The sequence below is a fragment of the Thalassospira xianhensis MCCC 1A02616 genome (genome assembly GCF_003326475.1).
In the GTDB taxonomy this organism is placed as follows: domain Bacteria; phylum Pseudomonadota; class Alphaproteobacteria; order Rhodospirillales; family Thalassospiraceae; genus Thalassospira; species Thalassospira xianhensis.
Map to the genome: position 1 here is coordinate 1 of NZ_JPWA01000004.1, position 13,371 is coordinate 13,371.

The window sequence follows — 13,371 nt, forward strand, 5'->3', positions numbered from 1 at the left end:
CAGTTTGCCAAGAAAATCGGTCTGGGTCGCAAGGCAAAGTAAACGCCTGCCCTTTGGATCTTAAAGAAAAAGCGCCTTCGGGATTATCCGAAGACGCTTTTCTTTTATCCGGCAGACAACAAAAAAGCCCGGCATGATGCCGGGCTTTCTGCCGATCAGAATATCTGATTAGTTGGCGTAGTCGTAACCGCCGTCTTTCCATTCATAGAAGACGTAACCCGGTGCAGCAACATCACCTTTGGCATCGAAGGAAATCGAACCAAGAACGGTGTCGAACGAGTCACCACTATGCAGTGCTTCAATAACAGCTTCAGAGTCGGTGGTACCGGCTTTTTCAACTGCCTGTGCCCAAGCCTGAACCGCACCATAGGTGTAAAGGGTGTAACCTTCCGGCTTGTAACCCTGACCTTCGAAGTATTTTACGAGTTCAGCGTTGCGCGGGTCTTTTTCAAGCGCCGGACCGGCGGTGAAAAGCGTGCCCGCACCGGCATCGCCAGTGATCGACCAATATTCGAGCGAGTTAAGAGCATCACCCGAAATCGCAACAGTTTCCAGACCCTGGCTGCGCATCTGACGAACGATCAGACCAAGTTCGGTGTGATAACCGCCGTAATAAAGGACATCAACGCCTTCGGATTTCAGCTTGGTCACCAGAGCCGAGTAATCTTTCTCGCCCGGGGTAATGGCTTCGTACATGACTTCTTCAACGCCGGCAGCGTTCAGGTTTTTCTTGGTCTCGTCAGCGAGACCTTTCGAGTAAGCCTGTTTGTCATGAACGATGGCGATTTTCTTGTCGCCATAGTTTTCAGCAAGATATTTGCCTGCAACTTCGCCCTGCTGATCGTCGCGGCCGCAAACACGGAAAACGTTATCCATGTCACGCTCGGTCAGTTGCGGGTTGGTCGAAGCCGGAGAAATCTGCACGATGCCTTCTTCGAAGTAAACTTCAGAAGCCGGGATCGATGAACCCGAGCAGAAGTGACCAGCGACAAGGGCAACACCCTTGCTGACGAGCTGGTTTGCAACAGCAACAGCCTGTTTCGGATCGCAAGCGTCATCGCCGATTTCGAGAACGACTTTTTCGCCGTTAACGCCACCGGCAGCATTGAGGTCTGCAACCGCTTTCTGGGCACCCTGGGTCATCTGTTCGCCAAAGGCGGCGTACGGGCCGGTCATCGGACCAACGGTCGCGATAACGATGTCTGCTTTTGCTGCACCCATCGAGAGGACAAGCGCGGAAGCAGTTGCCAGAAGGCCGAGCTTGGTTTTCGACATAAGAGAAGTCTCCCTGTTCCAAAGGTTGGTCCCGTCACCATGACAGAACCATCTTTTTCGGACCCCAAACCGGCTCGTTTTTTTGTCGATTACCGGTTTCGGCTCCCTGTACTTTAACACCCCAGAATTGGTGTGCAATAGTACTAAACACTGCATTGCCAATAATTTAGCGATGCGATGGTGACGGCAAACCGTCACCATCAAAAAGTTCAGACGTCCGCCCCTTCGCGTGCACGGAAACCGAACGGCCCCATACGCTCATAAAGCCACGGATACTGCGACAGCATCTTGTTGACCCGGGTAATACGGAAGGCTGCCGCCATGATCACAAACAGGATAACCGTATCGAAGATGTATCCCGAAAACGAAAGCAGCTCGCCTTCGAACAGAGCGAAGGTCATGAAGCGGTCAGTTGCTCCCAACAATAACGCATAGGGGTAAAGCTGGTAAAACGGTCGCCACGTGTTGGCAATCGCCTGCCCTGTCATGAACGCGCAGAACCCCATCAGGACGACGGTCATTCCGATCGTGACACCAACGCTGGTACCTGTAATCGCTTCCATATCCGTCCTCCTAGTGACCACCCTCGAGATAAGCTGCACGAACTTCCGGATTTGCCAGAAGTTCCGCACCAGTACCCGAGAGAGTGATATTACCGTTGACCATCACATATCCGCGATGGGCAAGTTTAAGCGCGTGAAACGCATTTTGCTCAACCAGGAAGACAGTCACCTTCTTCTCGCGGTTGATCTTCTTGATCGTCTCGAAAATCTGCTTGACGACAAGTGGCGCAATCCCCAGCGACGGCTCATCGAGCAACAGCAACCGCGGACGCCCCATAAGAGCACGTCCAATCGCAAGCATCTGCTGTTCGCCGCCCGACATCGTGCCAGCACGCTGGTTGATACGTTCCTTGAGACGCGGGAACAGATCAAACACCATTTCCAGATCCTCTTCGAAATATTTTGGATCCTGGGTGCTTGCCCCCATCTGCAGGTTTTCATAAACCGACATGCGCGGGAAAATCCGACGCCCTTCGGGTGACTGCTGAATGCCAAGACGGCAAATCTCATGCGTAGGCATGCGACTGATATCCTGATCTTCAAACAGAATACGCCCTTTTGACGCCTGCGGTGATCCGCAGCATGTCATCAGCAAGGTCGTCTTACCGGCGCCGTTGGCCCCGATCAAGGTGACAATCTCGCCCTCGTTGACTTCCATATCAATGCCCTTGAGGGCTTCGATATTGCCATAGAAGGTGTGAACACCTTCAATCTTCAGCATGGACATATCGATCTGCTCCCTCGCTACGCATTCGGATCAAGATGAAGGTCGGCAGCGACTTCCGGCGGCAGTTCATCGTCTTCATCCTCACCAAGGTAAGCACGAATAACAGCCGGATCATTCTTGACGGCTTCCGGATTGCCATCTGCAATCTTCTTTCCGTAATCAAGCACGATCACATGGTCGGAAATCTTCATGACGACGCTCATGTCATGTTCGATCAACAGAAGGCCGATCCCCTGATCGTCACGGATGCTCTGCAAGAGAATGTTGAGCTCCGCAGACTCACGAGGGTTCAGACCCGCTGCTGGCTCGTCGAGACACAGCAAAGAAGGATTGACGCACATTGCACGCGCAATCTCGAGGCGACGCTGGGAACCATAAGGCAGGTTACCGGCATTCCAGTCCGCCTGCTCGTACAGGCCAACCTTGTTCAGCCAGAACTTGGCGGTTTCAAGCGCTTCTTTCTCGGCGCTGGTATAACGACCGAGATTGAAAAGCCCCGCCAGCGAAAAGGCGGATGCCTCCATAAGCTGGTTATGTTGCGCGACAATCAGGTTTTCCAGAACGGTCATGCCTGTAAACAGGCGGATATTCTGGAAAGTACGTGCAACGCCGTTGTTACGCGGAATACGGAAACCTTCCATACGCTCCAGCAAACGCGGTCCGTCATTGGCATAAAGTGTCAGACGTCCCTCGGTTGGAACATAGAACCCGGTAAGGCAGTTGAAAACCGTGGTTTTCCCTGCCCCGTTCGGGCCGATAATTGCCGTGATCTCGCGCTTTCTTGCGGTGAACGAAAGATCATCGATGGCGACCAGGCCGCCAAAGCGCATGGTAAGGTGTTCGACTTCAAGCTGTACGTTGTCGGTCATTTGACTTCTCCGGCAACTTTTTCTTTCTTGCTCATATTCAGCAGAATGGTCGGGTCACGGAAAGACAGAAGACCGCGTGGACGCCACAACATGATGGCAACCATACCAGCCCCGAAAATCAGCATGCGATATTCAGCCAGTTCACGGAACATTTCCGGAAAACCAATCATCACAATCGCGGCAAGAACCACCCCGATTTGACTGCCCATACCACCCAGAACAACGATGGCAAGGATCACGGCAGATTCTAGGAAGGTAAAGCTTTCCGGACTGATGAAACCCTGACGGGTGGCAAAGAACGCGCCGGCAAAACCGCCAAACATTGCGCCAATGGCAAATGCTGACAGTTTGGTGTTGGTCGGATTGATGCCCAGCGAACGGCAGGCGATTTCGTCTTCACGCAACGCTTCCCATGCGCGTCCGATCGGCAGTTTGCGCAGACGTACAGTGACAAACGCAGTCACCAGTGCCAGCACAAGGATCAGATAATACAGGAAGATCAGGCGATGCATCGTCGAATAGTCCAGACCGAACAATTCGTTGAAGCCCATCACCCCTTCCGGCAGGCGTCGGTCGAACTCGGCCAATCCAAAGAAACTCGGCCGTTCGATCGATGAAATGCCGTCCGGCCCACCGGTCAGATCGTACCAGTTGATCAGGACAACACGGATGATCTCGCCAAACCCAAGGGTAACAATCGCAAGATAGTCCCCGCGCAGTCGCAGAACAGGGAAGCCCAGGATGATCCCGAAGCTCGCGGCGAAAATACCGGCCAATGGCAGGCAAAGCCAAAAGCTGAGATCAAAATGCTGCGACAGAAGTGCATAGGAATAGGCACCAACTGCATAGAAGGCAACGTAGCCAAGGTCAAGCAGACCAGCTAGACCAACCACGATGTTCAAGCCCCACCCCAGCATGATGTAGATCATGACAAGGGTTGCAAGATCGATCGCAGAACGGTTCTCGCCAAACAGGAACGGGAAGATGATGAAGAATACAATCCCCAACGCCCCGATCTTTTTGGTGTTGGTCCGGTAGGCCAACTGGATTTTGGCGGACAGATTCGAACCGCTTTCCTCCTCTTCGGCAGCTACCTTTTTCATGCTGAAATAGGCAATTGCAAAGACGATGGCAATAAACGCAATGGCCAGAACGATACTGGTTACACTGCCAAACGCCATATCAATGAAAACAGGAGAAGCCCAGCGATCATCCATTTCGCGGAAGCGGACAAACATTTCGAATACTGCGACAGCCGCCACGGTAATCAGAACCGCCTGTCCAATACGCGAAATATGTTCGCGGCGAATGATCAGTGCCAATCGGCCGATGATGGTCGATATAATCGCGGTGATCACAAGATCCCAGCGAACGGCCAGTTCAAGCCCGGTTGGACGGTCAACTGTCTCGACGCCCAGGATCATGACTGACATCAACAGTGCGATGACGGCAAAGAACGCAAGTTCCTTAACAATCTCTGCACCGGAAATCCGTGAAGAAGTGATAAGAGCGGACATCAGACTTTCTCGACCTCCGGCTTACCAAGCAGACCCCACGGACGGAAAATCAGCACAAGAACCAGAATACCGAACGTTGCAACGTCCTTGTATTCAATTGTGAGATAGCCCGACCAGAATGCTTCGATCAAACCAATCAGCAGACCACCAAGCATTGCGCCCGGAAGTGAACCGATCCCGCCCAGAACGGCCGCAGTGAAGGCCTTAACACCGGCAAGGAAGCCGATATAGAAGTCGATCACGCCGTAATACAGGGTCACCATCATGCCAGCAACCGCAGCAAGGGCTGCCCCCATGACAAAGGTCGTGGAGATCGTACGGTCAACGTTGACACCAAGAAGGCCTGCCATGGTTCGATCCTGCTCACAGGCGCGCTGGGCGCGACCGAGCGAGGTTTTCGCAATCAGAGTCGAGAACACAACCATCAGCACGAAGGTCAGAACAATAATGACGATCTGCATATAGCTGAGCTGAACGTTGAAATTCGGGCTTTCCATCAGGGTGATGCCACCCTCGATTAGTGGCTGCATCGGCTTCACACGAGCCCCTTGCGAAATCTGAACAAAGTTCTGCAGGAAGATCGACATGCCGATAGCCGAAATCAGCGCTGCAAGACGGAATGATCCGCGCAGCGGCCTGTATGCAATCCGTTCAACGCCCCACCCGTAGATAGAGGTGAGCACCATTGACACAAACAGCATCAAAAGAAGTGTAAGCGGAAGTATGCCGCTAATCCCTGCAGCCTGACAGATCAGGAACGTGATCAGGGAATGGAACGCGCCCAGCATGTAGATTTCGCCGTGCGCGAAGTTGATCATACCGATGATGCCGTAGACCATCGTGTAGCCGATGGCGATCAAACCGTAGATGGCTCCCAGCGTCAGACCGTTGATCAATTGTTGTAAGAAATAAGCCCAATCCATTGCACAACCTTAGATTTGGCACAGACAAACGAGGTCTTCGACCGACTGGCTGAAGGTGCAAAACAAGATACAGCTGTATTGATTGGATGAGACCAAGTCTCCCCATTGCCCCCTAGCAAACCTCCGAAGCCTCCGTCTTTTTGTTATCGGGTTTTCCCCGGTTCTAGCTTTTGGGCACGACCATTCTTTTTGTGGTTCATTATCCAAAAGCGCGATTAGAGCACAAACCTTAGACACATGAGGTCGAAGGCTGCAAGCGGCTTTGACAAATTGGTCAAAAACACCAAATCGTATTTCATTCTTAGAATAAAACACCAACGCCACCGAACGCATCGCTCTTTATATTGTATACTTTATCCCTTGTTGAGGACGTATTCAAGTTTTTGTACCGCGACGCGCTTGAGTTGCTCCGGATTCCTTGAAACCGGACCGGCAACTGTCACCTCGATTCCCGTTTTTCCGTCAATTGCCGTACAACGCAGATAGTTTCCAACCTGTCTCAATTCGAAATAGATTTCGCGCGGTACACTGTTTCTTGTTGTCATTCATCAATCCGGGAATTTCTGTATAGGCATTTTCACCGTCAACCTGCACAAATCTACCACTAATGCAGGCCACGGTATTCATAAAAAAACAGGCCCGGCAAATACCGGGCCTGCATAATATACTTCATAATGCCGTAACGTTACTTGTCGCCGTCCAGCATTTTGACAATTGCCGAGAAATCCATCCCGCCATTTCCGCTATTGGAATAAAGTGCATACAGGCTTTCGGCCAACGCCCCCATTGGGGTTGTCGCCCCGGCAGATGCCGCCGCCTGTTGCGCCAGTTTCAAGTCTTTCAGCATCATGTCCACAGCAAATCCCGGTTGATAATCGCGATTTGCAGGCGACGTTGGAACCGGCCCCGGTACGGGGCAGTAACTGGTCAATGACCAGCACTGGCCGGATGCTTTTGAAGAAATATCAAACAGCTTCTGCGCATCCAGCCCCAGACGCTTTGCAAGCATAAAGGCCTCGGATACGGCAATCATGCTGACGCCAAGCACCATGTTGTTGCAAATCTTCGCCGCCTGCCCGGCCCCGCTGGTGCCTGCATGAATGATATTGCTGCCCATTCCTTCAAGAACCGGCTTCGCACGATCAAAATCGCCATCATCACCACCGACCATGAAAGTCAGTGTTCCGGCAGTAGCGCCGGCAACCCCGCCAGAGATCGGCGCGTCAACAGCACCAAGACCTTCAGCCTTTGCCAGCTCGGCAGCTTTACGGGCCGCATCAACTTCGATGGTCGAGCTATCAATCAAAAGGGTACCCGCCTTGGCATTGGCAATCACGCCATCTGGTCCGTCATAAACTGACAGGACGTGCTTTCCAGCGGGAAGAACCGTGACAACGAACTCGACATCCGTTGCCGCATCGGAAACCGTCGATGCCTTGGTGGCACCCTCTGCAACCGCCTTGCCGACCGCAGCTTCGGACAAATCAAAAACCTTCAGCGCATGACCGGCCTTGATCAGGTTGGCCGCCATCGGCCCGCCCATATTTCCCAGACCGATGAAACCGATTTTCGCCATTTGGAGTCTCCTCTGATTTCTCGATGATCGAGATTCTATTTTGATTTCTGTAAGTTACAGAGCCAGTCAGAACTGCAACTTCAACTCTTTATCTTCAGGTAAAAGGTCAAAATATGCCGCCACATCGCGCGGATCGACTTGACCAATATCGGCGTGCTGCCATTTCGGACTGTGATCCTTGTCAACAATCACTGCACGAACCCCTTCAAAAAGATCGGGCATGCGAACGGTGCGTTGTGACAAACGGAATTCCATCGCCAGATCCTGCGCAAGCGTCATATCGCGTCCCTGACGTATCTGTTCGAACGTTACGCAGACAGCAATTGGCGACTTGCTTCGCAGTATTTTGACTGTTTCTTTGGCAAAATCAGTCGAAGACGCATCAAGTGCGGCAAAAATATCCGCCATTGTATCGGCACCAAACAGTCTGTCGATTTCGGTACGCAAGGGCTTCAGAGTAGCCTCTTCGCCTTTTACATGATGATCATCCAGAACCTTCTTCACCGCAGAAAAAGGATCATTCCCGCCTTCTATGGCCGACAGATCCGACTTCAGCGCGGCAATATTTTCGCTATTCACATTATGGGTTGCCAAGTCGGCATAAACGCAATCTGCCGCCTTGATCCGGGCACCTGTCAAACCAAGATAGAGGCCGATCTGCCCCGGGCAGCGGGACAGAAAATATCCACCCCCGACATCGGGGAAAAATCCGATCCCGGTTTCTGGCATTGCAAACAATGTGCGTTCCGTCACCACCCGAAAATGCCCATGTACAGACACACCGACGCCCCCGCCCATTGTAATGCCGTTCATCAACGCAATGTAGGGCTTGGGATACGTGGCAATATAATTGTTCAGGCAGTATTCCCGCCGATAGAAGGCATCAAGCAGCGCATCGTCATCCCGTTTTCGCGCGTCATAAAGTCCGCGAATATCGCCACCAGCACAAAAGGCCTTTTCACCTGCCCCTTCGATCACGATTGCAACAACCGTCGCATCGTTTTCCCATTCACGAAGTTTGGCTGTGATCGCATCAATCATCGTCAGATCAAGCGCATTCAATGCCTTGGGTCGGTTTAACAGGATATGACCGATGGCCCCGTCTTTCGAGAAAACAACGGATGCCTCATTGCCATGCGATGGACTTGTCGCGTTCTCGCTGCTCATAAATCAATCCTTTAACGCGGCACGTGAGATGATCAGGCGCATGATTTCGTTGGTGCCTTCCAGAATCTGGTGAACCCGAAGATCGCGTAAAAGTCTTTCGACCGGGTATTCGCGAATATAGCCATATCCACCATGAAGCTGCAGAGCTTCATTGCAAACCCTGAACCCGATATCCGTGCCGAAACGTTTCGCCATTGCGCAAAACTGTGTGGCATCCGGTGCCTTGTTGTCCAGTTTCCAGGCTGCTTTGTGCAGCATCAGCCGTGCTGCTTCAAGCTCGGTCACCATGTCGGCATATTTGAACTGCAATGCCTGAAATTGATCAAGGGTTTTGCCAAACTGCTTGCGGACCTTCATGTGATCGCGCGCATGATCCATCGCGGCACGTGCGCCGCCGATAGAACAGGCAGAGATATTAAGCCGTCCGCCATCGAGCCCCATCATGGCAAACCTGAAGCCCTCGCCTTCGTCACCCAACCGGTTTTCGACAGGGACTTTGCAATTGCTGAAAATCACGGCGGATGTCGGCTGACTGTTCCAGCCCATTTTTTCTTCCAGCTTGCCAAACGACAGGCCTTCGGCATCCTTCGGGATGATAAAGGTCGAAATGCCCTTGGGGCTGTCATCACCGGTTCGCGCCATGACGATATAAACGTCGCTGCGCGACCCGCCGGAGATAAATGCCTTCTCGCCATTCAGGATATAGTGATCACCTTCCCGAACGGCACGGGTACGAAGTGCCCCTGCATCCGACCCAGCGCCCGGCTCGGTCAGGCAATAACTGGCGAAATGTTCCATGGTAACAAGTTTGGGAAGATATTTTTGACGCTGATCTTCATTCCCGAAACGGTCAATCATCCAGCATGCCATGTTGTGTATCGAAATATAGGCCGCCGTTGACGGACATGCGCCCGCCAGTTCTTCGAAAATCACTGCGGCATCCAGACGACCAAGGCCCGATCCCCCGACATCTTCGCGCGTGTATATCGCGGCAAAGCCAAGTTCGGCCGCCTTACGCAGGGTCTCTTCGGGGAAAATGTGTTTTGCATCCCACTCGCCCGCATAGGGTGCCATTTCGTTTTGCGCGAAATCGCGGGCTGCCTGGGCAAATGCCTGCTGGTCTTCAGACAGGTTGAATTCCATTGGATCGCCGCCTCTGAATGTTTTGGTATTTTCCCTTTACGTAAACGTGAATTCGGACCTTTGTCAATTCATTCGGTATAACAGTACCGAATTATGTGAATGTATTCTGGTCGGGCTTTCTCATTCCGTCATTTGCGGATTTTTCATCCACCTTCTTGTCGCCATGGCGCGAATATGCGTTACTTCCGCAAAATCAATACAACCTATAATCAGGGGAAACGACATGACAGGATCATCCAAACCGGAAACCATCGTTTTACATGCAGGTTATCGTGCTGACCCGGCTACTGGCTCGGTCGCGGTACCGCTATATCAAACGACCAGTTACCAGTTCCGTGATACGCAACACGCAGCCGATCTCTTTGCTCTCAAGGAGCTCGGCAACATATATACACGCCTGATGAACCCGACCAATGATGTGCTGGAACAGCGCATTACAGCCCTTGAGGGCGGTGCCGCGGCGGTTGCCGTTGGCTCCGGTCAGGCGGCATCAACTTTCGCCGTACTTAATATCGCCCAAGCTGGCGACAATATCGTCAGTTCGACGGATTTGTATGGCGGCACATGGAACCTGTTTGCCAATACGTTCAAGCAGATGGGAATCGAAGTACGCTTTGCCGATCCATCCGACCCGGAAAACTTCCGACGCCTGACGGATGACAAGACGCGCGCCTATTACGCCGAAACCCTGCCGAATCCCAAGCTTCATGTTTTCCCCATCCGCGAGGTCGCGAACATCGGGGATGAGCTCGGCGTTCCAGTGATCATGGACAATACCGCCGCGCCGGTGCTGTGCCGCCCCATCGATCATGGCGCGACTATTGTCATCTATTCGACCACCAAATTTATTGCCGGGCATGGCACCTCGGTTGGCGGGATTGTTATCGATTCCGGCAGATTTGACTGGGAAAAACATGCAAAACGCTTCCCGTTGCTGAACGAACCGGACCCCAGCTATCACGGTGCGGTCTGGACGCAGGCCGTCAAGCCGATCGGCCCGGTTGCCTATGCGATCAAGCTGCGTTGCACGTTGCTGCGTGATGTTGGTGCGGCCGCCTCGCCGTTCAACTCGTTCCAGACCATTCAGGGCATGGAAACACTGCCGCTGCGCATGGAACGTCACTGCGAAAACAGCACCAAAGTTGCCGACTTCCTTTCGTCCCATCCAAAAGTCACCAAGGTGATCTATCCTGGCAAACAGGACGGCGAAAGCCGCCGCCGTGCCGATACTTACCTTAAGGGCGGGTACGGATCGCTTATGGGGTTTGAGCTTGCAGGCGGCAAAGCAGCCGGCGAGAAATTCATCAACAGCCTTGGCCTGTTTTATCATGTCGCCAATATCGGCGACACCAGATCGCTTGCCATTCATCCGGCCACGACAACGCACAGCCAGCTTTCCGAACAGGATCGTATTTCATCTGGTGTGACGGACGGTTATGTCCGTCTGTCGATTGGTATCGAACATATCGATGACATTCTTGCCGATCTGAAACAGGCACTGGATAAAGCCTGAGCCATCATATCGTTGAATATAAAACCGGCCCTGTTTGTACGGGGCCGGTTTTTTATTGACCATCTTCCCAATCAAAGGTAAACGCGCATTATCGGCAAAACATGCAAAACAGGCAAATCGATGTCGAGTGTCAATTCGCGCCAGCGTGAAATCGAAAAACTCCTTCACAGCCAGGGCACAGTTCATATTCATGACCTGTCTGCACTTTTTCATGCGTCCCTTGATACCATTCGGCGTGACCTGCGCCAGATGGAAGATGCCGGAAGTCTCAGGCGTATTCACGGGGGCGCTACGTTACCAAGTACTGCCCGCGAAGGGTTTCATGACCGGGCACAGGATTTAAAGCCGGAACGCTCCGAAATCGCGCGCAAGGTCGCACATGACCTTGTTCCGGATCATGGTGTGGTCTTTTTTGATAGTGGTACAACCATCTATGAAGTCGCCCGGAACCTGAAACCGACATTTTCCGGCACCGTGATCACGGTCAATCCCCTGATTGCCGTTGAACTGGCCAATCATCCGAATGCGAACATCATCATGATTGGCGGGATGGTTCTGAAACGTGATCTGGCGATCTGCGGACCGACGGCCATTGATGAAATACGCAACTACAATGCCGATCTTGTGCTGCTGGGCACCTGCGCCCTTCATCCCGAACTGGGTTTGACCACCAGCACGGCCGAAGAGCGCGCCACCAAGGCAGCGATGCTGGCACAATCTGCCGAAGCCATTGCTGTCACAACTGCCGACAAACTCGAAACCAGCTTGCCATTCAGGGTCTGTGACCTTGATGCGATTTCGCATCTGGTAACGGGCAGGAAGCTATCAAGCGGATATCTGAACAACTATACCGAACGCGGGATCAATGTGATCCTTGCCTGACGGAGGCCGAGCCCCAAATGCCTATCTCCAACCAGATTGCCCACAACCGGATCCGAGCCATTTTCTTTCTGCATGGTGCCGCCTTTTCAAGCTGGGTCCCGCATATTCCGCTGGTGCAGGAACGCCTTGGTTTTGGCCATGATGACCTTGGTGCCATCTTGCTGGCTGCCGCGGTTGGCGTTCTTGCCGTCATGCCGGTTGCCGGTCGCCTATCGGACAAATTTGGCAGCGAACGCGTCGCACGCTATTCCGGGATTGCTTATTTCATTGCCGTTGGCATTCCCGTCTTCATGCCAAGCTTCATGTCGATTGCTATTGCCATGTTCGCACTTGGCTTTTTTGGCGCGTTCCTTGATATATCGATGAATGCCAATGGCCTGAATGTTGAACGGGCCAAGAAACGCAGCGTCATGTCCGGCCTGCACGGTTTCTGGAGCCTCGGGGGCTTTGCCGGTGCGGGCACGACAGCGGCATGGTTTGCCCTGCCCTTGCCGGTTGAATGGCACCTTCCCGTCATGCTGACCATTTTTCTGATTTTGCATCTGGTCCTTCAACGTCAATTGCTGCCAGATGCTGCCGTTCCCCATCCCGCCCAAACGCATGACGGATCATCTGCCAAACAGCGCGCGATGTTTCTGACACTACTGCCATTTGGCGCCTGTGCCTTCATCGGCCAGTTTGGCGAAGGCGTTATTACCGACTGGGCAACGGTTCTGATGAATACGGAACTCAATTCCGGCCCGACGATGGCGGCCGTGGGCTTTGCCTGCTATTCGGCGACCATGGCCATTACCCGCTTGTCGGGGGACTGGCTGGTTACGAAATTTGGCCGACCGCAAATCCTGCTGTCCAGTTCGGCATGCGCATCCTTTGGCCTGTTTGTGCTGGCACTTGCCCCGCACTACGTCGTTGCCTGGGTCGGGTGTGCCATCGCCGGGGTTGGACTGGCAGTCATCCTGCCGCTTCTGATTTCTGCTGCGGCGGAGGCAAGTGGCAGAAGCGGCGGTGCGGTCGTTTCAACCATTGCGGCAACCGGTTACACCGCCTTGATGGCCGGGCCACCGGTTATTGGGGCGATTGGTCAACAGCTTGGACTGGTTACGGCTTTTGTCCTGACAGCAAGTTTTCTGGCCTTGATCATACCGGTTTATATGCTGACCATGCGTAAACGCCTTTATCGCGCCAGCAATAGTTGATCCGCCGTCAATTCTGTCCC

General features: G+C 53.0%; 13 protein-coding genes. 3 read left to right on the plus strand and 10 right to left on the minus strand.

Annotated elements, in window-relative coordinates:
* Positions 1–168: 168 nt before the first annotated feature.
* The 10 genes from TH5_RS04810 to TH5_RS04855 form a co-directional block, all read right to left on the minus strand.
* Positions 169–1,275: a branched-chain amino acid ABC transporter substrate-binding protein gene (locus TH5_RS04810; protein ID WP_114120925.1), complete on the minus strand. Its 1,107-nt coding sequence runs from the start codon at positions 1,273–1,275 to the stop codon at positions 169–171.
* Between the two features lie 209 nt (positions 1,276–1,484).
* Complete coding sequence (locus tag TH5_RS04815; RefSeq protein ID WP_114120926.1) at positions 1,485–1,838, minus strand: DUF6867 family protein; 354 nt, start codon at positions 1,836–1,838, stop codon at positions 1,485–1,487.
* A 10-nt stretch (positions 1,839–1,848) separates the two neighbouring features.
* Entirely contained in the window at positions 1,849–2,559 is a 711-nt protein-coding gene (locus TH5_RS04820; RefSeq protein WP_114121057.1) for an ABC transporter ATP-binding protein, read from the minus strand.
* A gap of 23 nt (positions 2,560–2,582) precedes the next feature.
* A complete protein-coding gene (locus tag TH5_RS04825) occupies positions 2,583–3,434 on the minus strand; it encodes an ABC transporter ATP-binding protein (protein ID WP_114120927.1) in 852 nt (283 codons plus the stop codon).
* Positions 3,431–4,951 carry a high-affinity branched-chain amino acid ABC transporter permease LivM gene (gene livM / locus TH5_RS04830; RefSeq protein ID WP_114120928.1) on the minus strand — a complete coding sequence of 507 codons (1,521 nt, stop codon included), beginning with the start codon at positions 4,949–4,951 and terminating at the stop codon, positions 3,431–3,433. Before livM ends, TH5_RS04825 begins: the two co-directional genes overlap by 4 nt.
* Positions 4,951–5,874 (minus strand): ABC transporter permease subunit, encoded by a 924-nt coding sequence (locus TH5_RS04835; protein WP_062948757.1) that lies wholly within the window; start codon positions 5,872–5,874, stop codon positions 4,951–4,953. The genes livM and TH5_RS04835 overlap by 1 nt, the downstream gene beginning before the upstream one ends.
* A gap of 353 nt (positions 5,875–6,227) precedes the next feature.
* Complete coding sequence (locus TH5_RS04840; protein ID WP_114120929.1) at positions 6,228–6,419, minus strand: DUF6898 family protein; 192 nt, start codon at positions 6,417–6,419, stop codon at positions 6,228–6,230.
* 140 nt (positions 6,420–6,559) lie between these two features.
* Positions 6,560–7,450 carry a 3-hydroxyisobutyrate dehydrogenase gene (mmsB, locus tag TH5_RS04845; protein WP_114120930.1) on the minus strand — a complete coding sequence of 297 codons (891 nt, stop codon included), beginning with the start codon at positions 7,448–7,450 and terminating at the stop codon, positions 6,560–6,562.
* A 66-nt stretch (positions 7,451–7,516) separates the two neighbouring features.
* Entirely contained in the window at positions 7,517–8,617 is a 1,101-nt protein-coding gene (locus TH5_RS04850) for an enoyl-CoA hydratase/isomerase family protein (protein WP_114120931.1), read from the minus strand.
* 3 nt (positions 8,618–8,620) lie between these two features.
* Positions 8,621–9,760: an isobutyryl-CoA dehydrogenase gene (locus TH5_RS04855; protein WP_114120932.1), complete on the minus strand. Its 1,140-nt coding sequence runs from the start codon at positions 9,758–9,760 to the stop codon at positions 8,621–8,623.
* A 223-nt stretch (positions 9,761–9,983) separates the two neighbouring features.
* Here TH5_RS04855 and TH5_RS04860 point away from each other — a divergent pair, with 223 nt between their 5' ends.
* From TH5_RS04860 to TH5_RS04870, 3 genes are all read left to right on the plus strand, one after another.
* Positions 9,984–11,273, plus strand: a complete 1,290-nt coding sequence (locus TH5_RS04860) for an O-acetylhomoserine aminocarboxypropyltransferase/cysteine synthase family protein (RefSeq protein WP_114120933.1) — start codon at positions 9,984–9,986, stop codon at positions 11,271–11,273.
* 120 nt (positions 11,274–11,393) lie between these two features.
* Complete coding sequence (locus TH5_RS04865) at positions 11,394–12,155, plus strand: DeoR/GlpR family DNA-binding transcription regulator (protein ID WP_114120934.1); 762 nt, start codon at positions 11,394–11,396, stop codon at positions 12,153–12,155.
* 17 nt (positions 12,156–12,172) lie between these two features.
* Positions 12,173–13,351, plus strand: coding sequence for an MFS transporter (locus tag TH5_RS04870; protein WP_114120935.1), 1,179 nt, complete (start codon positions 12,173–12,175; stop codon positions 13,349–13,351).
* Positions 13,352–13,371 lie beyond the last annotated feature (20 nt).

What these genes read in the sequence shown, in the direction of transcription:
- mmsB (WP_114120930.1), bottom strand. Translation starts at nt 7,450, where the DNA reads ATGGCGAAAATCGGTTTCATCGGTCTGGGAAATATGGGCGGGCCGATG.
- TH5_RS04850 (WP_114120931.1), bottom strand. Translation starts at nt 8,617, where the DNA reads ATGAGCAGCGAGAACGCGACAAGTCCATCGCATGGCAATGAGGCATCC.
- TH5_RS04840 (WP_114120929.1), bottom strand. Translation starts at nt 6,419, where the DNA reads ATGACAACAAGAAACAGTGTACCGCGCGAAATCTATTTCGAATTGAGA.
- TH5_RS04855 (WP_114120932.1), bottom strand. Translation starts at nt 9,760, where the DNA reads ATGGAATTCAACCTGTCTGAAGACCAGCAGGCATTTGCCCAGGCAGCC.
- TH5_RS04860 (WP_114120933.1), top strand. Translation starts at nt 9,984, where the DNA reads ATGACAGGATCATCCAAACCGGAAACCATCGTTTTACATGCAGGTTAT.
- TH5_RS04835 (WP_062948757.1), bottom strand. Translation starts at nt 5,874, where the DNA reads ATGGATTGGGCTTATTTCTTACAACAATTGATCAACGGTCTGACGCTG.
- TH5_RS04865 (WP_114120934.1), top strand. Translation starts at nt 11,394, where the DNA reads ATGTCGAGTGTCAATTCGCGCCAGCGTGAAATCGAAAAACTCCTTCAC.
- TH5_RS04825 (WP_114120927.1), bottom strand. Translation starts at nt 3,434, where the DNA reads ATGACCGACAACGTACAGCTTGAAGTCGAACACCTTACCATGCGCTTT.
- TH5_RS04815 (WP_114120926.1), bottom strand. Translation starts at nt 1,838, where the DNA reads ATGGAAGCGATTACAGGTACCAGCGTTGGTGTCACGATCGGAATGACC.
- TH5_RS04820 (WP_114121057.1), bottom strand. Translation starts at nt 2,559, where the DNA reads ATGCTGAAGATTGAAGGTGTTCACACCTTCTATGGCAATATCGAAGCC.
- TH5_RS04870 (WP_114120935.1), top strand. Translation starts at nt 12,173, where the DNA reads ATGCCTATCTCCAACCAGATTGCCCACAACCGGATCCGAGCCATTTTC.
- livM (WP_114120928.1), bottom strand. Translation starts at nt 4,951, where the DNA reads ATGTCCGCTCTTATCACTTCTTCACGGATTTCCGGTGCAGAGATTGTT.
- TH5_RS04810 (WP_114120925.1), bottom strand. Translation starts at nt 1,275, where the DNA reads ATGTCGAAAACCAAGCTCGGCCTTCTGGCAACTGCTTCCGCGCTTGTC.